The 22,124-nt window shown below is 31.7% G+C and carries 13 protein-coding genes; all 13 read right to left on the reverse strand.

The features are described 5' to 3' along the window. Positions 1–17: 17 nt before the first annotated feature. Entirely contained in the window at positions 18–935 is a 918-nt protein-coding gene (locus BTO18_RS17955) for a glycoside hydrolase family 17 protein (RefSeq protein WP_105015296.1), read from the reverse strand. 21 nt (positions 936–956) lie between these two features. Beyond that, the gene (locus BTO18_RS17960; RefSeq protein WP_105015297.1) at positions 957–2,465 is read right to left on the reverse strand and encodes an MFS transporter; all 1,509 of its coding nucleotides are present in this window, start codon (positions 2,463–2,465) and stop codon (positions 957–959) included. 15 nt (positions 2,466–2,480) lie between these two features. Beyond that, a complete protein-coding gene (locus BTO18_RS05670; RefSeq protein ID WP_105015298.1) occupies positions 2,481–3,977 on the reverse strand; it encodes a glycoside hydrolase family 30 protein in 1,497 nt (498 codons plus the stop codon). 12 nt (positions 3,978–3,989) lie between these two features. Beyond that, the gene (locus BTO18_RS05675) at positions 3,990–5,276 is read right to left on the reverse strand and encodes a glycosyl hydrolase family 17 protein (RefSeq protein ID WP_105015299.1); all 1,287 of its coding nucleotides are present in this window, start codon (positions 5,274–5,276) and stop codon (positions 3,990–3,992) included. Positions 5,277–5,329: 53 nt separating this feature from the next. Next, entirely contained in the window at positions 5,330–7,063 is a 1,734-nt protein-coding gene (locus tag BTO18_RS05680) for a glycoside hydrolase family 3 protein (protein WP_211295577.1), read from the reverse strand. A gap of 74 nt (positions 7,064–7,137) precedes the next feature. Beyond that, entirely contained in the window at positions 7,138–10,560 is a 3,423-nt protein-coding gene (locus BTO18_RS05685) for a 1,3-beta-D-glucan phosphorylase, GH149 family (protein WP_105015301.1), read from the reverse strand. Between the two features lie 157 nt (positions 10,561–10,717). Continuing rightward, on the reverse strand, positions 10,718–11,557 hold the full coding sequence (locus tag BTO18_RS18140; RefSeq protein ID WP_170063238.1) for a PKD domain-containing protein: 840 nt from the start codon (positions 11,555–11,557) through the stop codon (positions 10,718–10,720). A 10-nt stretch (positions 11,558–11,567) separates the two neighbouring features. Further along, on the reverse strand, positions 11,568–12,419 hold the full coding sequence (locus BTO18_RS05695; protein ID WP_105015303.1) for a glycoside hydrolase family 16 protein: 852 nt from the start codon (positions 12,417–12,419) through the stop codon (positions 11,568–11,570). Between the two features lie 18 nt (positions 12,420–12,437). Further along, the gene (locus BTO18_RS05700) at positions 12,438–13,919 is read right to left on the reverse strand and encodes a CIA30 family protein (protein WP_105015304.1); all 1,482 of its coding nucleotides are present in this window, start codon (positions 13,917–13,919) and stop codon (positions 12,438–12,440) included. A gap of 11 nt (positions 13,920–13,930) precedes the next feature. Continuing rightward, a complete protein-coding gene (locus BTO18_RS05705) occupies positions 13,931–17,098 on the reverse strand; it encodes a glycoside hydrolase 5 family protein (RefSeq protein ID WP_105015305.1) in 3,168 nt (1,055 codons plus the stop codon). A gap of 374 nt (positions 17,099–17,472) precedes the next feature. Further along, positions 17,473–18,387: a glucan endo-1,3-beta-D-glucosidase gene (locus tag BTO18_RS05710; protein WP_105015306.1), complete on the reverse strand. Its 915-nt coding sequence runs from the start codon at positions 18,385–18,387 to the stop codon at positions 17,473–17,475. Between the two features lie 12 nt (positions 18,388–18,399). Then, a complete protein-coding gene (locus BTO18_RS05715; protein ID WP_105015307.1) occupies positions 18,400–20,601 on the reverse strand; it encodes a PKD domain-containing protein in 2,202 nt (733 codons plus the stop codon). 10 nt (positions 20,602–20,611) lie between these two features. Beyond that, the gene (locus BTO18_RS05720; protein WP_105017513.1) at positions 20,612–22,114 is read right to left on the reverse strand and encodes a RagB/SusD family nutrient uptake outer membrane protein; all 1,503 of its coding nucleotides are present in this window, start codon (positions 22,112–22,114) and stop codon (positions 20,612–20,614) included. Between the last annotated feature and the right edge of the window lie 10 nt (positions 22,115–22,124).

The raw sequence follows: 22,124 nt of genomic DNA on the forward strand, positions 1-22,124 counted from the left end.
ACAAAATCTATACAGTTTTAATATTTTAAATTTTCGTGTCTATCCCATAAACCCCAATAAGCACCAACATCTCCTTCTGCTCCCACTTTCCAAGATTCATCAAAAGATGAAAAATAGAAAATTTCTATATCATCTTTTGCAGACCATGCTTGGGTATTTATAAAATATTTCATGGTATTTTCTGCAGTTGAATGTGCACCTCCTAAACTACTTCCTTGACTTGGCCAACCAGTCTCTGTAATAATTACTTTTTTTCCATGACCAGCTGCAGCTGCTTGACCAAACATTTGTTGCATGTGATTTAGGGAATACTCAATACTACAACCTTCCCAATAAGGATAACAGTTTGATAGAATTACATCACAAGCTTCTGTAATTGCTGGTCTATGAGAAAACTCATAGTATGCATCTACATAACCTACTGGAATATCCATACCTTTTAAAGCTTCTTTTACTCTGTAGATATAGTCTAATAATTGTTGTTCTGTTAAATCTTTACGATACATAACTTCATTGCCAACAGCTGCAATATCTACACAACCTTCTTTAGCCAACTGAATTAAACCTTCTATTTCTTGTTCATTTTTTTCCATATCATCACCTAGCCATGCACCAACAAGGTTTTTAATACCATGTTTTTTTGCCATTCTAGGAATGTGTTCATTACCTTCTATGCAAGAAAAAGAGCGAATCCATTTTGTATATGGTTTTAGAATTTTTACTCTTCTTTCTACTTGTTCTTCTGTAATTGTATCTCCTGGCTCTTGCCCATCTTCGTACATACTAAAGCAAATACCATGCATTCCTTTATCTAAAGTTTCTCTCCAAAGTTTAGCTAAATCTTCAAAAGATTCATGCTTACTAAAGTCAACTCCTGCATTTTCTGTTATTTGTAAATTGCTAAACGCAAACTTACGTTCTTCTCTATAAGACATTTTCTTTATTTATTTTTATTTTTATAATTCTCCTCTACGTTCTACTAATTGCTCCTTTATTTTTTTAGCTCTAGTTTCACTTAAACTATATTTCCACATTATTACTATTGCTAAACCAGCTGTTATTGAGGGTATAAAAACATCAGCTAATCTTAAACTTGTCATTGTTTCTACTGTTTGTTGTGCTGCTGCTCCATCAAAACCCACAGCCTTAAGAACTGCACCTCCTAAAACTAATGCTAATGCTTGACCTAGTTTAACCATCCACCAATAAATTGCTCCAAAAGTCCCTTCTTTTCTTGGCATTCCATTTTCTAATTCATCTAAATCACAAACATCTGCAGTCATACTCATCATTAAAGTAAATAAACCTCCTAAACCAAAGGCCATGAATGGAATTGGCATGAATAATAACCAAACACTTTCTGGATCGAAAGCCCACCATTTTAAAATATAACCTAAAATAGATATTGCTGTTGAATAGATAAAAGCTTTACGTTTGCCGTATTTATTTGCCATCCAAGAAACTATCGGAATTACTCCAAAAGCAGTAATAATAGCGGTTACTGTTGAAAACCAAGCTGGTAAAGTACCTGCTGCGTCATAACTACCATTATACATATAAAATACAATAATATAAACACTAAATGCTGCAACCATTTGAAAGCCATTAAATACTAAAAAAGTTGCTCCGCATAATTTTACAAAAGGTTTGTTTTTAGAAACTTGCGCAATTCCTCTAAACAAATCCATTAAATTAGATCCTAAAGATTTTAAAGAAATCTCTTTTCTATTTTCCATGTTAGCAGAATCTATTCCTTTACAGAAGAATGCTGGTAAAATACCTAAAACAATACAAGCAATACCTACAATAACAGATAATTTTCTTACTCCATTTGCCTGAACAGCTTCAAGCGTGGTTTTTGCTGCATCTGCCTCATTTAATCCTAAAGCTGCGATTTCACTAATTTTTTCAGCAGAAATTGGCAACATATCTGGATCACTAATAATGACCCAAAACCATGGAACTATCATCCAAGCTATTTGACCAATAGTTTGAGAAAAAGCCATCAATCTTGTTCTTTCATTGTAATCAGAAGTCATTTCATACCCTAAACCAACTAAAGGTGTTGCAAACATGGTATTACCAATTAAAAATACCATTGACATGATTAGAAAATACCAAAAATTATAGTTTTGAGTACTTTCTGGATCTAATTGCCACAACAAAGCAAATAGTATTCCACTTAATATTGCACCAACAAAAATATATGGTCTTCTACGCCCCCATTTGGATTTGGTATTATCAGAAATAAAACCCATTATTGGATCTGTAATTGCATCAAATATTCTTGGAAGACCTCCTAATAGACCTGCTAAAAAGGGATCCATCCCAAAAGCAGTTAATAGGAAAAACATAAATACTCCTAAAGCTCCTGGTAATAAATTAAGTACTAAATGCCCTGCACCAAAAGCGGCTTTTTGACCTAAAGGGACTCTATCTTTTAAAGGTGTAACATAGTTTTTCATATAGTTTGGTTTTAATTAGTTAGTAATTATAATAGTTTGAATAGATTGTTTGTTTAAATTAACATTTATCTCCTTTTCATTTAAAGATAATTCTATATTTTTTTTATTTTCTCCTTCATTGAAAATGACAACAGCAATTGTTCCATCTGGGTTTTCTGCTGCTGTAACCATGATTTCTTTATCAGAATTTTCTAGACCAATTATTTTTGCTTCTGGTCTAATAAATTTACTAAAGTGAGATAATGTGTAATATAATGGTGTAAAATAAACTTCATCAGTTTCTGGATTTACAATTACAGGTGCTATACACCAGTTTTTAAACCAGTTTGGACCTCCTTTAGTATCTAGAACCATGTTCCAGTCAATCCATCCATCTACATAATTATTTAAACAACCAATAATATCTCTTGCATATCTGTTAACAGGTGCATATTTAGGATGCATGTGTTTGTCTTTTTCTGGTGCCCAATCCCAACCCCAATCTGTTGCTTCTTTTTTCCAATACCATGCATCGTCTTTCCAAACAGGAACTTCTGCGTCTATACATGCTTCTGATTGAATTAAGTATTTATTTGGAGCTTTTTTATGTGCATATTGTAATTCTTCTGGATAATAATGAAATGTACTTGCATACCAGTGAATCGCGGTTCCATCGAAATATTTCGATGTTGCTTCAGTTGCGTATTGAGAATCTATCCATTCTTTTAAATGTTCTCTATTCTGATCATATCCTAGAATTTTTACATTTGGATAATCTGCTTCAAGTTTTGGACCTAAATGGTTTTGCACAAAATTGGTCATTTCATCTGGAGTGTAATGCATACTTTCCCAATTATTTCCATTTCCTAAAGGTTCATTTTCTACTGTGAAACCCCAAATATCTATGCCTTCATTTTTATAGGCAGTTACGTATTTTGAGAAAAATAATGCCCAAGTATCATAATATTCTGGTAGTAGTTTACCTCCTACCCATTTTTTGTTGTCTTTCATCCAAGGTGATGCTGTCCAAGGTGAAGAAAGAATTCTGAACCCGTCTTTAGATACTTTCATAGCATCTTTAATCATCGGAATTATATCATCTTTATCTTCTTCTATTGTAAAGTGTTTTAGCTCTTTATCATCTTCAACTGGAGCATAAGAATATTGACTTAAAGAAAAATCACAAGAATTCATGTGTGTTCTTGTTAAAGAATATTTTGCTCCACTTTCGCCAAAATAAGCTTCAATGATTTTTGCCCGATTTTCTTTACTTAATTTATTTAATAAATATGCTGTTGACTCTGTAAAAGAGCCTCCAAAACCAGTAATAGTTTGCTTTTTTTGTTTTGGAAATAGTTTAATTTTTACTGTATTTTCTTGATTTTCATCAGCAGAAAAATTCTCTAATTTCTGTAAATTATTACCACTTGCTGAAGTTTCGTAAACTTCTACTACAAGTTTTTCTTTTTGAACGTCACAACTTATAATCATAAAAGATAAAAATGTAAAGAATAAATATTTTGTATTTTTCATAGTGTTAAAAAATTATCTTGGATAATCCGTATTTGGCACTAAAACCGTTTTCATCAGTGCTTCCTTATCGCCTCCAAAAGTTTTTGTAATGGTTTTACCATCTCTTTTTAGTCCTTTGAAAGTTCCATTATCAACCAAATCCCAAATCGGATATTTTGCCTCTCCTTTTAAATTAATTAATCCGAAATGATTTTCTGAACCAAGTGGGTTTCCTGCATCTTTCCATTGTTCATCAAAAGCTTCAAAGTAAAAGCAAGAGATACCATCTGCATTTGTCCAATCTCTCATATATTTATAATAAAGTCCTTGCTTATATTGATCAGTAGCTCTTGAACCATTTTCTCCATAATGTCCATCAGAAATAGATGCCCAACCAGTTTCACCAATATGAACAGTTTTTGAAGAATCTATGGTGTGTACATAATCAACAACTTTTTTATACAGTTGTTTGGCTTTATTAGCAGCACGTAACATAGCTTTATCAACTTTTTCTATATCTGATAATCCTAGTTCATTTTCTGGAACCGTCCAGAATGCTGACATATAATGTGTGTAGTGATATGGATAGGTATGCATAGAAACATAATCTACAGTTTTAATTAATTCTTCTAGAGCAGGTACTCTGTAGTTTTCATCTCCTCCACCCCAAGAAGAAAAGTCGTCTGATGATGTAATCCATAAATCTTCAGATAGCTTACCTTCTTTTTTTAAATTTTGTAAATGAGTTACCCATTTTAAAATAACTTCTGGTTGAACATAATAACTTGCTGCCCATTTAACCATAGCTTCATTACCTACTGCTATTACTTTTACAATGTCTGGGTATTTATTGGCTAATGCTACAGCTCTTGCAATTTCGCCTTCATTTTGTGGACTTTCTACATCGTGATTTGGAGCTTTATCAGTCCATGCATTTAGGCAATCTATCCAAGCTCCAAGCATTACATACATTTCGAAAGTAGCATCTTCTTTCTTTAATTCTGAAATCGCCTTTAAAACATTAGATGCATGTGGTAATTTTGGTTGTACATTATAGGTTCTTAAAATACGAATACCCATAGCATGCATGATTTTTAAATCATCCTTTAATTGTTGAATAGTAGGTTGGCCATCTTCTCTAGATTTTTCTCTATACCCTCCATAAGAAATCGCTATATATTTAGGATTTCCTAAAATATCTGCTGCTGTCAATTCTTTCTTTGTCTTCAAATTTTTATTCTCTTTTTTTTCTGATTTTACACATGATATCATAGAAATTAAGATTGCTAGCAATAGAAATGACTGTACTTTATTTTTCATTTTTTCTCTTATTTTTATGATGAAATCTGCTTTTCTAAAAGCGTATTTTCTAATTAATATTCTAATCCGTAACCAAATTTAAATAATGGTTTTATAGTATCGTCCCAAAAATTAGGACCGTATTTTCCTTTATAATCCTCTATTGATTTTGGCCAAGAATGAGGTAGTTTGCCTCTAAAATTATAATCTCCAAAAAGCACTTCTGCAACTCCATCACCTTCTGAACCTAATAACCAAGCAGCAACAAAAGCATTTGATTGATTGATTTGTTCAGTAACAACTAATGGTCTTCCAGAAACCAAAACAACAACTGTTTTAACTCCTTTTTCTTGGTATGTTTTTATATATTGTTGATGTTCTGCTGTTAACGTTAATTTAAGTTGATTAGATTCATGACCTATATCTCCAAAAAATTCTGCATAAGGATTTTCGCCAACAACGATAATGGCTATATCTGCATCAAAATGATTGCCTGTTGCTTGTTTATCAAAAATAACTTTTCCTTTGACTTGTCTTTTTATTCCATCTAAAATTGTAGTAGCACCTTTATAATTTTCTTTAGTTCCTTGCCAATTCACTGTCCAACCTCCAGATTGTAGTCCTGATGAATTTGCATGTTCACCAACAACAACAATTTTTTTTGTATCCTTTGATAATGGTAAGGTCTTATCTTCATTTTTTAACAAAACTAAAGATTCTCTTACTGCTTGTTTTGCAATATCTCTATGTTTTTTTATTCCGATTTTAGAAACTAAATCTGATTTTGGAAAAGGGTTTTCAAAAAGCTCTAATCTAAATTTTTGACGTAAAATTCTTCTAACTGCATCATCAATTCTATCTAAAGAAATTGAGCCGTTATCAACACCTTTTTTAGCTCCTTTTTGAAAACCATCTAAATCACCATCAACAGCCATAATTATATCTACTCCTGCATTTATAACATCATTTCCATTAAATCGTGAATATGCTTTCCAATCTGAAACTAAAATTCCATCGAAATTCATTCCTACTTTTAGAGTATCTATCAACAATTGTTTATGATTGTGCATAGATGTTCCTGTAATAGAATTAAATGATGACATTACTGCTCCTATATTTTCTTTTACTGCAACTTTATATGGTGATAATAAACGTTCTTCTATTTGCTGTGCATTTAAAGAAGTATTTCCTCCTTCTACACCATAATCAGTAGCTCCATCACCAACAAAATGTTTTGCAGTTGCTATAACCGTAGTTGGGTCTGATAAATCTCCTTGATGACCTCTTACAGAAGCCCTAGTTAATTTTTCAGTTAATGCTGTACTTTCTGAAAATGCCTCATACACTCTTCCCCATTTTTCATTATAAGGTATAGCTATACAAGGTGAGAATACCCAGTTAAAACCAGTAGCCTGACTTTCTAATGCTGTGATTCTTGCTATCTCTTCAACTAGTTTTTCATTTTGAGTAGCACCTAAACCAATATTGTGTGGAAAAATAGTTGCTCCTTCAAATGTGTTTTGACCATGAACTGCATCTACAGCAAATAATAAAGGAATTGCTAATCTTGTGGACAAAGCTTTCTTTTGTAATTCTATAAATCTGTCTTGCCACTCTAAAGCAGTTTTACCAGGTGTAGGCCCTTGAGTATGAATTACTGATCCAATGAATTTAGAAGTAATATGCTCATCTGCAGATTCTTCAAAATGTCTTATTTGAGACATTTGTCCGATTTTCTCTTCTAAAGTCATTAACTTTAAAAGAGAATCTACTTTTTGTTCTATTTGAGCTTCTTTACTAATTTTCATTTGTTTTTTACATGAAAAACTTATTAATAAGAAACAACAAGCTATAAATTTTAGATAGTTGTTACTCATCGATATTACTTTGTAATGGATACTTTTATATGATTAATTTCATTAGTTCTTTCAAATAGTTTTGTGCTGATTTCTTTACTTAAAGATAAATCACTAAAATCTGTGGTTTTATCATTATTGAATATAACCTCTACACCTGTATTATCTGAAATTGAATACACAATTGGTACTTGACAATAAGTAAAGCACAATTGATTTTCATCAATATTTAACTGTTGATTTACACTATCTACATCAACATAATTAAATGTTTGTGGTGCATCTAAAAACTCTGATTTTTTTAATAACCTTGGTTTAAAAGTAACTTTACCATTTTCAACAAAAACACCTAACTCACCAATTCTAGATAAAATATCTTCTTTTACTTGACCTGTCATTCCTGGTTGCTGTGCACCTTTTGTAGCAGGTGTATGTGAATACGCATCTGTTGGAAAAGCACCATATAATTTTGGTGATTTATGTACACCAATACCAGCTTCAATTTCGTAATAATGGTCTAGTAATTTACCTATAACAACTTCATCTTCATTGGTATTTATTGCCAATAAACAATTTTCTTGAACTGCTAATAATAGTTTTGAAACCATATGCCAGTAAATAGAGCCTAAACCTTCATAACCAAAGAATGTTCCTGAACGTCCAGTAAACGATTTATGATCAAAAATATCTTCAAAAACTTCTAAAATATAATCTGTTTCTTTAGCTACTAAATCTTTATATTCTTCTGATAAATTAGACAATGCATCTTTTACACTGTTTGCATTATTAAAATTACCATTGAAATGATAGTTACCTAAAATATCTCTTTCAACTATGCTTCTATCACCATCTTTTACTAATTTTGATAGTAATTTAGAGTTATCAACTTTACTTGAAGTAATATTATTTTTATTTTCAAATCTTGGCAAATCTTTATTTGGGTATAAAATATAGCTGTATTGATCTGGTCTAAACAATGCAGAAGCTTTTAAACCATCTAACAAACTCAAAGCTTGTTTTGGTGTTAAATACCCAGAACTTAATGCTGCAACTTGCCCTTCTAACATTTCTGACAGATAGGAAATTGAAATTTCTTTTTCGTTTTCTATTGTCATTAGGTTATAAGCATGATACATATTATCTGAACGTTTATTGGCTCTTATACTATGATCTAAATAGTTTTTTGTTACAGCAAAAAAGTGCATTAAAGATGCTTTTGTAAGCGATGATTTTTTTGTTGAAAAACCTTCTTTATAAATTAACTCTCTATAATTACTTGCAGGTATGCCAACACCATCTAAAATTGTTTTTCTTTCGCTATTTGTTACTTTTCTACTTAAAATACCAGCATTTGCATCTAAAATTTGTAAGATTTCTGTGAACATTGTTGCAACTTCTTCAGATATACTGATTTCGGTAGTGTTTGCTTTTTCTACAACTTCTTCAAAGAAATTGATAAATCTACGTAGGTAATATAATGTAACCATAGAAACTCCATTACCAACTAATGCGTTGTTGGCATCATTCCATTCAGGACGTTGTGTATTCAACCAAATACCTCCTTCTGGAATAAAGTTAGATACTTTTGCTAATACTGTAACGAGTAATTTTTCTATTAAGTTAACTTTATAAATACTATTATTTGCTGTTAGTAAAGCCCCATCAGCTCCTAATTCTGCTCTTCTTTCGTCAATTGTTTCGTTTAAACGATGATCAAAATCTATAGTATCTTTTGAATTCTTTAAAATATCTTGATATGATTTTATAATGTAAGGAACGTTTGCGTAGACAAAAATTTCATCATCAAACAACTCCGCTAATTTTGATGGATAATAATTTTCTATAAATTCTAAAAACTTTAGTAAATAGATAATTTGATGATCTCCCCAATAACCTATGTAAGACCAAGGGTCGTTTTCTTCAATAATTTCCCAATCAAAACCTCCTTTGGTAACTCTATAAGGATTATAACCTTCAAAAGTGGTAGCATTTAAAAACTTATGAATCATACTCTCTATAAATTGAGGATATGAGTGTGCTAATGCTTCCCAGTTTTGAAAAATATCTCTCCAATTACCTTCGTAATCTAATATTTTAGAGCCATCAACTTCACTTTTGGTATTAATAGAAAACTTATTCCAAGGTCTACTTGGGTCTCCATGTCTTCTACTAAATTTTAATGGTAAATATTCTAAACAAAGGCGTTTAAAATCTTTATCAGCGTCTTTTTCTGCTAATTCTTTTATAAATGATAATGTAAATTCTTGTGGAAGTTGGTCTAACTCATTCTTTCTAGCTTTGTATAATTGCTTATTTGCATGAGCTAAATATGTAGTAAAATCATCTTTTCCGATTGTATAATTATTATCAAAAATACCACCTCTCATAATATTGAAAAGTGTATTTGAAAAGTGTCTTGTATTTACGAGAGCATCGTTTGATAACTGAAGCCCATCAGAAGCTGCAGCTAAATTAATCAAGTTTTTTGTACCCTCTTCAATACTATCATTTAAAATTTGTTCAAGATTTTCATCACTTTTGATTAATACAGAAATACGAATAACATCAGAAACTGTTTGATTTACATTTGCTACTTGAATCCAAGTTTTTTCTGAATTTTCATCTAATTTGATGTCAGCATTTAAAAAATATGCTCCTTTTTCTGCTTTAACATCTACTTCTTGCTCTAAAGTTACACCTCTTCTAAAATTATTTAATTGAGAAGATGATAATAAATAGGTTGGGTTTTTTAATCCTAAAGACCATACTAAATTTGCTTTTAGAGCTTCACTAGGTTCTGCTTTATCTACAATAATAGCACTTAAAGCATAAATGCCTAGTCCAGAATCTTTCTGTAATTCACATTTTTTATATGCATCTACTAAATTACTTCTTATACCTTGTAAATCTGCACTTACACCATAAGGTAGAATGTTCTGTAAACCATCTATTAATGATATCTCTAACTTACTATTTGCATTGTTTTTTAAAGTAGCTTTTCTAACAAAACCATATTCATCACTAGAGTTCCACTCGTAGGTAAATGTAACTTCTAAATCATGATTAATTTCTTCAAAGATTAATTTATTTCCATAAATATTCTTGTACAAGTTTCTTGTAATCTTGTAAATACCTGCTTGTCTTTCAGAAAAAGGTTCCCATAAGTTTGTATTACCATTTTTAGTAATTTTAAATATAGATTTACAGCCTGTAGTTTCTGATAGTTCAGTTAATTTATCATCTGTATAATATGGAAACAAAGAATAATCTGCATTCTTTCTACCTGCAGTTAATCCACCATTACTTGAAATAAACATCCAATGATTAGAATCTGAAACAATCGTCATAAAAAATGGACGCATTGTATGACTATTGGATATTTTATAAAAAGATTCGTTATTGATTTCTAATAGTTCACCTCTAACTTCTAAAGTGGTAGTGTTGGTCATTATAAAACTGTACTTAAAACATGCTATTTAGCATGAAAAACAATGTTTTTATTTTTAACTTTTATTTTAATTGTTGGTTGAAGTTTAAAACTTCTAAAAATTACGTATGTAAATATGAGTTGGAAATTATTTAAATAATTTCCAACTCATCATTTTATTATTGCTGAATAAGGTCATCAAAATAATATACATCACCATCACAAGCTGCTCCTCTTTCAAAATAGATCACAATATTTTTAAAAGTACCTGTATTGACATTAGAAAAATCGAATGTTAATTCTTGCCATTCACCTACTTGAGTAATACTTGCAAGTCTTTGTTCGAAAGGGTTATTATTTGGAAAAGGTTGAAACTCTAATAATAATGTAACATCAGTGATTTGCGTTTCTGCATAAACTTTTAACTTAAAGATTTTTTCTGACATTGTAGAAAAATCTAAAGAAGTATTCAAAACATACCCTGCACCAGACCAAGTTTCACAACCAATAGCTTTAGTATATGAAAAAACATTACAGCTAGAATTCACAGCATCTAATTTAGGATTAGTTACTATACCACCACCAATATTACCAAATGCATCAAAACTTGCATTACCATTCGCATTCAAAAAAGTCCAGTTTAAAGGACCATTAGCTGGATCTATGTTTTCTGCTGTTTCATCAACACAACCATCTATTAATATTGAGTCTTCAACAGTACTAGAACCATTTTCGTTGGTAGCAGTCAATTTTATAGTATAAGTTCCGTTAAGATACTTTTTAACTGGCTCTATTAATGTGGATGTAGTACCATCTCCAAAATCCCATAAATACGAAGTTGCATTTTCTGAAATATTGATAAAAGTTATTGTTTTACCTTCTTGAACTCTAGTGAATCTGGCTTCAACTGCTCCAAGAGCACTTGAGTTGTTATCTCCATTGTCTTCACAAGAATTTATCAATAGTATTGATAAGAGTGATAAAGAGATTATACTTACTTTTTTTATTAAATTTTTCATGATTTTTATATTAATTATAAACTCTAACATAATCTACTAACATTCTTTGAGGAAAATCAGTTTCTGCATTTGGAGAGCCTGGTAGATTACCACCAACAGCAACATTTAAAATGATATGAAATGGTCTATTAAAAACCCATTCTCCTGTTCCGTCAGTTTCTTCTGAAACATCTGCAGGTGTTATAGATTGATATAAATCTCCATCTACATACCAGTTGATTTGGTTTGGTGTCCACTCAACTCCAAAAACATGAAAACCAGTATCAAATCTATCATTTTGAATTTCATATTTTTTTGTTATTGAGTTAGCTCCAGAATAATTTGGACCATGTATAGTTCCAAAAACAGTAGTTGGCTCATCACCCAAAAATTCCATGATATCAATTTCACCTATTTGAGGCCATACTAGTGATCCATTATTATCATCGCCTAAAAGCCAAAATGCTGGAAAAATTCCCTTACCAGTTGGTAATTTTATTCTAGCTTCAAACCTTCCATATTGCTGATCTAATTTCCCTTTTGTAGTAATTCTTGCAGAAGTATAAGATTTGCCTTGAAAATCTTCTTCTTTAGCAGTTATAATTAGTACACCATTTTGTACTGTTACATTATCACTTCTATCAGTGTAAGTTTGTAGTTCATTATTACCCCAACCAGGTATTCCTTGTGCTGTTCCATCACCCGTTAAAAGATTCCATTTTCCTGAATCTGGTGTACCATTTGTATCAAATTCATCTGCCCAGACTAAATTATTGAGTGTAGCCACAGTTTGAGTTTCATCTGTATCGCAGCTTAAAAATATTATAAAGCTAAGACAAAATAGAACTTTAAATTGTAATTTATTTTTAAATATATTTTTCATTGTTAATGTTTTCTACTGTTAATTTTTATAAAAATATACATTATCTACCCAAATATCTGATATAGTATTTGAAGAAACAAAGAATATTTGCCCTAAAGAACTTGGGTTATTGAACCCTGAAAAGCTTGACAGTGGAACGTCTACACTTACCCACCCATTAGCATCTGCATTCCTCAAAGCAGCAGCATTAACAGTGTAAGTGCCTCCTGATGTTGTGCCTGAACCTGTACCACTTTCAAATTCAATTCTTATAAAATCTCCATTATCTACATTTTCTCTAACATTTATGTTTACATGAAAATGGGTGGTAGCACTTACATCTACATTAGATACAGCTTCATACATACCAATACTTACAAAGTCAAGCATTTTATAATTGATTATATTATCTAAATCTCCGTTAACAAAAGGAGCTTGAATATCTACATTGTTAGGATCTGAACCAGCTCCTCCTGTTGTATTCGATCCTTGAAAAAATCCATTGTAATGTCTTACAGGAACATTAGTGTAAGCATCACTAAAAATAGAAACTACATCACTGGCTGGTTTTGTAGGAACAGGTGCATGTGGAAATGAGCCTTGACCATTTATAATTAAAGATCCTTTAGCTTGAACGTTTGCTAATTGCGCAGTAACTTTTGACCTACCCACACCAATTACTGGGGCAAAAATACCTCCATCATTATTAAATTGGAAATCACCAGTTACTGATGAGTCACTAGATTCAAAATCGAAATAAGAAGGTGCTATTGTAATATTCTGATTTATTCCATTTGGTAAATTATAAACTGCACCTAAACCTGTAATTGTTTGTCTAACTCCGGTAAAAGCATTTATTTCTTCATCGTTACCATTTTGAATATAAAAGTTTTTCAATTTTAATGTACCTAATTTCTCAAATTTAATTTCATCAATCCAAAAAGTAAATGCCTGACCACCAGTACTTTCTGTACCAGCAGAAAAAATAAACATTCCTTTTTCTTGAGTTAACTTACTTGGATCAGGAATTGGAATAATTACTTTTTTCCAACCTGTTGATAACTCATAATTTTGAATTGTTACAGGGTGAGTATCTGTAATAAAATCAGTTCCAAAACCGAGTAAACCTACTTTAGCTGAAGTGGTACCTTTTATCCAAAAAGTTAACGCATCGAAACCTGACAAATCTCTTCCTTCTCCTCTATCTCTAAATATACCGCCTATAAAACCTCCATTAGGATCGCTAGGTGATGGTACATCAACTCTTATTGAGCTAGTTCCTTCATAAAATATTATTTCATCTGTACCAAAACCTTCTGTATTTGCTCCTCCTGCTGGATCGAACGAGATAAAGAATTCATCTGTAAGACCTACTGGAGCGTCTATAAATACATTTGCTGTAGTAGGAAATGTTGCAAAATTATTCTCGTCTGTTATGTCTCTTTCACAACTTGTTGTGGTCAATAGAATCAGACCTAAAAAGAATGTGATTTTTGAATATATAAATTTATTTGTTTTCATTTTCTTTCTTTTTATTTACCAATATTTATATGAATATAAGTTCTAATCTCCCATTCTGAACCATTTGGAAAGCCTACAGGGCTCAATGTAGGAGCAGTTGCAAAAGCACCTGAAGTTTGGTTTGGAGAATATCTTGGTGAAAATTCATTTAAAGATCTCCAAGTACCTCTAATACCAACTTTCGTATCTGGTAAGATAAACCAGTTTGGTTTACCTACTGACGTTGAAACATCTAACATTAATTGTAAAGGAAATGTTAAGTTAAAATCTCTATGGTAATCAAAAGGTCCCCAGTCGTTTACCTTAACCATACCTGTTATTTTCATTTTGTTATAAATCATTCTTAAATCTGCACCTCCTCTATAGATAAGTCTATCACTATCTCCATTTGCTTGACCTGTACCATAGTAAAGGTTTGCAATCATTCCTAAACTAGGAGTAGCCTTAGATACTATTTTTGAATTTACTTCCCATAAATCTCTTGCTGGAGCTGATTTTGAAAAGGCAAATGAAGAACGATTTGCTAAAAACCCAATAGCTGCATCTTGTGTAGTAGGTAAACTACGATACACAAAACCAAGGTTAAATGCAAACTTTGCATCTTCTGCCATATCATTATCCCAATTATACATGTAAGTTGCAGGAGTAGGATCATAAGTAAACAATATTTCACCAGCAGTCATCTCTCTGTTTCCTCCTCTAACAACAAACGGATCATCAATAAAGTTTCTTAATCTTCCTGGAGCATTAACTCCATTTGGCATAGCATCAACTAAAGGTTTTTGGTACATAAAGTTTGGTGCAATTTGAAACTTACCTCCAAAATTATATGCAATACCAGTAAGTACATTACTCATGTTTCCACTACCAGAATCTTTTAATTTCCATCCAGTAAAAGTTAATGTTGGATCTGCACCACCATTAGCTACAAGCCCCATTACAGAACCTTGTGCATACCAATTAAAACCTCCATTAGAATAGGTAACTTTTGCTTTACCTCCCCAATTATCTTTGGCTTGAATTTTATCATTTACAACTTGTCCATTAGAATTCACATCTTGATAAACTCTTCCATTTAAAGGCCTACCTGCCCAAATAGCACCAAGTTGCATACCAAAGTTTTTCCCTTTTTTCTCAACAGCGATTGTAGCTCTTTCTGTTGGTAATGCAGGTATAACACCTGTTCTTAATTGAGTAGGATCTAGAACTCTGTTTCCGCTTGCATCAATACCTCCACCTTGTACTAAATCTTTGTGATAAACAGCTGAAAAATCATAACCTTTATAATTTCTTTGATACTTTAACAAAACGGCTGGGTTAGCTCCCCACCAAAGCTGTGGTCCAAAAGCAGCTTTCAAACCAGATAATGATCCTTTACCATCTACTTCTATTCCAAGGATTTCACCATTATAAATGTCTAAATTAGGTCCATAGTTTGCTTCAGGATATATACCGAAGAAATCTCCTTCATAGCCCCAGTGATAATGACCTGTTCTATAAAAACCTCTCATTTCGAAGTCATCTGCACTCCATTCAAATTCAGCATTATAAACTCTTAACCTATTATTGTCTGTTAAAGTTAAAATTCCATTAGGAGAATCGACTTGGATGGGTCTTCCAACATTTTCATAAAAAATATCATCTATTGGGTTACCTGCTATATTACCCAAAATATTAAAATTAACTTCAGCGCTAATATTTGCTGCTGGTTGACCTTTAACACCTACAAAATAAGATTGCATATGATCGAATCCTCTCCTATCTGGATAAGTTTGACCTGTACCATCTGCAAATTGTGGTGTAGTAGTTAATGAACCGCCTGTATTAAAAGTTGTAAATTCAGCTCTTAAGCTACTAATTTCTAATTTTTTTCCTCCACCCATAGAAGCTTTATCTCCTCTAGCTTTTAAAACTGCAGCCATCAAATTGATATTTTTGAAATGATTTTTGACAGATTCTTGCGTACTATTAAAAGGATCTAATTCGTGAGCTTCTTTTAAAGCGTAGTATGAAGCTCTTGGATAAAGTGTATAAAGTCCTCTTACATCTGTAGGCCCTTTAGCAGCTATCCCAAACCATTCTTCATTCATGTTTTTATCATCTTTTTTAGCCTGATCTCTACTATATCCGTTACTTGGCCACGATGCTTTAGTGTCGTGAACATCTGCATTTTTTCTATCGTTGAAACCTGCTTTAAACCAACCATCACTAGATTGAAAAGTAAAACCTCCAATTGAGTTTTGAGCTTTACCAAGACCGTAAGCATTTGCATAAATTTCAGACCAATTACTAACCATATAATAAGCTTGCATTAACTGATCTTCTTTCATATCTCTAGCATTAAAAGCATCAGACCCGAACTCTGTGAATAAAATAGGTTTACCAAATTCTTTATTAACTCTATCAAAAGCATCATAGAACGATTCTCCACGATACATATTTGTACCATAAATATCTATATCTTTACATTCTTCTGCTACTATGTCTAAATACAATAAGTCTCCATTACATATACCTATTGGGTGATTTTTAACGATTGCTTTCATAGCTACTGTAGCATCATTAAACAGCTTATACATTGCTCTTGCTTGTGCTCTTTTAGCAGGGTCATCATCACTTATTATAACGCCTTCATCAGTTTCTGCCCCTTCCCAAGTTAAGTGATAGTTGTTCTCATTACCTAACATAAAAAGTAATAAACCTGGCGTATTTTCATAAGTTTTTGCCATTTCTACAGAAGCATCAATTAGGTGTTTTCTTACTTTAGGATCTGCATAATCTGTTTTTGCATACCATACTCCATCTAAAGTTAAACCATAGGCACCAAATTGATGGTTAATCATAGTATAAATACCAAAGTTTTCATAAATGTATTTGATCCATTTTGGAGGCATACCAATATATGTCCTTATTGCATTTACTCCCATATTTTGCCACAGAGGCATTTCTCCATCTAAACCAGCCTTAATTACATCATCTGGTTTTTCCCAAAATTTAGCATCCAATACATTGAATCCAATAGGAACATAATCCCAATTGATACCATTTACCATTGTAGGTTTGCCATCAATCATTAATTTCATACCATTAGTATCTTTAGTAACAGATACCTTTTGGACTTGACTGAAAGAATTGAAAGCAATTAAGAAAAGTAGTAATCTTAAAAAAATGTTTTTCATAATTTTCTTTTTAAGTTTAATTGTACATAAACAATATATGCACAGGTTAATTATTTGAATTATTAAGTTTCATAAATTTAGAGTTAATTTATTGCGAATCTCATAAAAAACACCTCAACAATAAGCATACAATGCAATTTTAACATTATATAAAGTGAAATCTGTAATAAACACTATGGATTAATGGATTTAGAGTAAGCTAAAGAAACACTACTGTGTTGTGGTATTGTATAGGCGGAAATAAGTTATAATAAATACTTAAATAAAGATTTCTAATATAAAATTAGTTAAACTTATATTATAAATAAAGAGCTTATATTAAATAAGGCCAGTAAAAAACTGACCTTACATTTTAATTACAAAATAATATGAAATTATTCTGCCACAATAATAAACCACCAGTCAAAGGTACTGTCTGCATCTGTTGTTCTTAAGATCATTTCATTTGGTGTATCTCTACCAAAAATTTCATACTGATGATTTCCACCTGTATAATATCCAATAAAAGAATTACCTGTTAAATTTATTGTTTCAACTCCACCTGGAGCTGTTAATGAATAAGTTGCTGAATAATCTGCATAAGCATAGTTTAATATATCTGCACCATCTACAGTACCTGCTGTATTAGGTCCTAAATCATTAATAACATGAGGGTCTCTACCAAATATATCTCCATTAGTAACATGAGAATATGTACCATCTGAACTAAAGGTAATTCGATCATCATACATCCCAACACCATTTTTTTCGTCTATACCAGCACCATACCATTCAGTTGGAGTTGTCCCCCCAACAGGTCCTAAACCAAAATGACCTGGTTTAGCTGATTGAATTTTCCATGTTTTGGAACTAGGTGTATTTGGATTAGCAGGGTCAAAACCAAATAATTTAGCAGTTAAATCATTTGGAGGTGAGTAGGTAGCTAAAACATCAACTTGAATAGTCTTACTAGATGATACACCAGCAGTACCTGAAGCAACTGCAGTTACTGTATATGTATTCAGACCTAATTTACTAAATATGATTTTTTGTTCACCTGTTAATGCTAAATATTCAGCACCATCATGAACAAATTTAAAAGAAACTGCATTGTCTGCAGTAACTGTAAATTTTACCTCACCACTTCCATCTCCATTAGGATTGTTTGAATCAACACCAATTACTTCTGCTGTAATTTGTATGTTTGATGGTGTAATAATTTCTCCAAACGAATATTCATCTTCTTGACAGCTATATAATACTGTAATTAATGAAAATAATACTATGAGCTTATTTTTTATTTTTTTCATCTTTAAATCTTTTTAATAATAGTTAACATTATCAATATATGCAGTAACAGTATCGTTATTGTTTTCTCCATTAATTTGAATCACAACCTTATCTAAATCAGTTCTATCAATAGGGTCTGGATCAACACCATTATTGTTTAGATTAATCCAATTATCATTTACAAAATCAAAAGTGATCACCTGCCATTGATCTAAAACTATTGTTTTAATAATTTCTGTTTGTGTTTGCCAAGAATTTCCTCCTAAATCACTATTCTGTAATTTTAAAGATACTTGATTATTTTGACTACCAGATATACTAGATGATGGAACATATATTTTTATTGAGAATTTACTTTTGTTTACTAAATTGAATTTGTTTGCAACAGTAAAGTTAACATTTGCATACTGACCACCAGTATCTGTATATTCTAAAACAGTAGCTGAATTATTGTCAGCATTTACAAACGGATTTGCAAAAGAAGTATTTGCTCCAGCAGCATCTCCTACCCATGCTGGAATGGTTCCTTGACCTTCAAAACCATCTTTTACAATAGGAGCAGTATCTTGTACTTGAGCAACTCCATAGTAAAAATCATCTATATAACCAGTAACTGCATCATTATTATTTTCAGAGTTTAACTGAATTACTACTTTATCTAAATCTGTACGATCTACTGGATCCGGATCTACACCATTATTGTTTAGGTTAATCCAATTATCATTTACAAAATCGAAAGTAACTGTTTGCCATTGATCTAAAACTATTGTTTTAATAATTTCAGTCTGTGTTTGCCATGAGTTCCCTCCCAAATCACTATTTTGAAGTTTTAGAGATACTTGGTTAGTTTGGTTACCAGTAATACTTGATGATGGTACATAAAGATTTATAGAAAATACACTTTGCCCATTTTTTAAGTCAAATTTAGTTGGAGCAGTAAATTGTATATTTGCATATTGCCCACCTGTATCTGTGTATTCTAAAATTTTATTTGAAAAGTTACCAGCATTATTTTGTGGATTATCAATAATATTAGCACCAGCTGCATCACCTGAAAAAGCAGGAATATTTCCATTCCCTTCAAAATCATCAGATAATAATGGTGGTGAAACTCCTGAAGGTGCTTTATAGAAATAGAAATTATCTACATATACTACACCAGCAATTCCATCAGAATCTATAAGAATTTGAGTAATTTTTTCTTTATTTGCTAAATTACCTCCATCAAATCCAGTCATATCTATATCTATGCTTTGCCACGAACCTGTAACAGTTGTGCCTAGAGATTCTATATCTTCTCCTCCGTCAACAGTATTTACTATTTTTATTAATAACTCATTTGTTACACCTTCTGGCACCCAATAATCTATATGAAGCTTCTCCATTGCAGATACGTCTATACCATTAGTGTAGTTTGTAACCATACCTAAAAAATCTAGACTAGTTAACTTCCATACATTATCGTTATTTAAATTTACGGCTTCAAAATTACCTACAGACCAACTTGTAGGTAGCTCATCTAAAGTAACATCAGTATATGCATCACTAAAAATTGAGATAACATCTACATCATTTCTAGTTGGTGGCTTTGAGGCTGCTACAATTGGAGCTAAAATTTCAGTTACTTCGAAATCTACAGCATATTCAGTTGTTGCAATTGCAGCCCCTTTTGCTATTACTTTAACAGAATATGTTCCTGCTGTTGCATATTGATAAGAAATAGTATTACCTATATTACCATTTGCTACTGGTTGAGTAACACCAGTTTCTCCAGAATCAAACTCATACATAGTTGCAAAATCTGCATTTGCAGTAATATTTACTTGTTTTGATATTGCAGCATCATTCTCTATAACCACTACTAAATTTTGAGGTGCTTTAAAGGATACTACTAATTGTTGCGTAGCTTCAACTTTGTCTCCATTTAAATTTGATGCAACAATTTTTACTTGATATGTACCTTCTGCATAAGTATGCTGTACATTTTCTCCTTGCGTAACAATAGCTGGATCTGGAGTATTATCTCCAAAATATACTTCATAACTAACTGTACTGTCTGCAGTTGGTGTAATTGTTACTAAACCTGTATTGTCTTGAGTTACATCGTAAGTTGCACTTATATTAGATGGTAATTCGATACTTTGTGCAAAAGAAATATCTCTTAATTCTTCATCACAAGCTACAACTATTAGTAGCAAGAAGAAAAATTTATATAAATTTTTAATTTTTTTCATATTTACTATTTTAATTTGTTGAACAAGTTGAAGTTGAATATCCTTTATTTTGACACCAACGATTTCCTGCTAATTGAATTTCAATCGCTGGTATTGGAAATACTTCATTTTTATCTTCTTGAAATCCATTGATTTCTGTAGCTGCTTTACCAGTTCTCACTAAATCAAAAAATCGATGCCCTTCACCTACTAATTCAACTCTTCTTTCATCAAGAATATTATTGTATAAAGTAGTACCGGAAGAAGTAATATTATTGTTAGTATTACCAAAAGCTCTTTCTCTAACTCTATTTAAATACGCCTGTGCTTTAGTATCATCTGGAGTTGTTTGTCTATTAAAAGCTTCAGCAGCCATTAACAATACATCCGCAAAACGAATTGCTCTGTAATTGTTTGGATTTGTTAAGTTTCTGTCTCCTTGAGCACCTGTGCTTCTTGTTCTTGGAATATACTTTCTGTTAAAGTAACCTGTATGCTCATATCCTGTTCCGAAAGTAGCTCCTGTGCTTGCTGCCCAAGCATTTATATCTAGGATAGCTACATCTTTCCTTAAATCTCCTACCTGAAAAGCATCTACAACTTCCTGTACAGGTACATTAAAACTAAAACCAGAAGAATAATCTGGACCAACATAAGCTCTAACTCCCTGAAAACCTACTGCTACATTACCCTCACTACATTGAAGACATAAAAAACTAGCACCTTGTCCCTCAAAGTATTGAACTTCAAATACTGATTCTGCATTATTCTCTCCTGCTTCTTCAAAAATTGATTTATAATCAGTGATTAAAGTGTAAGGTCCATTTTGAATTACATCATCTAAAACTGTTGCAGCTTGATCAAATTTATCTTGGTATAAATATACTTTACCCAATAAAGCTTGAGCAGCTCCTTTGGTAACTTTACCAGCAACTGTTTGGGTATATGGTAAATTACTAGCTGCAAAAGTTAAATCTGCTTCAATTTGTGCATATACATCTGCTTTTGGTGTTCTATCTATTGAAAATTGCTCTCCAAATTGAATTCTTTTGTCAACTGCCAAAGGTACGTCACCAAACCACTTTACTAACTCGAAATAATAATAAGCTCTTAAAAAAGTGGCTTCAGCTATAATCACCTCCCTACCTGCAAAATCTGTTTTATCTTTAAATTCTAAAATGTAGTTTGCTCTATTAACACCTGCAAACATCCAGCTCCAAATATCTCTTAATTGAGCATTTAAAGGAGTATGTACCATATCATCAACCTCTTGAATACCTGGTGTATCTGTGGCACTCTCTCCCCCTGCTAATGTATTATCTGACGCTATTTCTCCTAGCATTACATTTAAATATGTAGATTGCAATAAATCATAAGCACCAATAAGTGCGTCTTCATAATCTTGTTGAGAGTTGAAAAAGTCTTCAGAATTTTCTGAAGTAGGTTTAACATCAACAAAATCATCACTACAAGAATAATTTAACCCTAAACATAAGATTGTAATTACTGTTATTTTTATTTTTAAATTTTTCATCATTTCAAAT

Source organism: Polaribacter porphyrae (genome assembly GCF_002954685.1).
GTDB classification, from domain to species: Bacteria; Bacteroidota; Bacteroidia; order Flavobacteriales; family Flavobacteriaceae; genus Polaribacter; species Polaribacter porphyrae.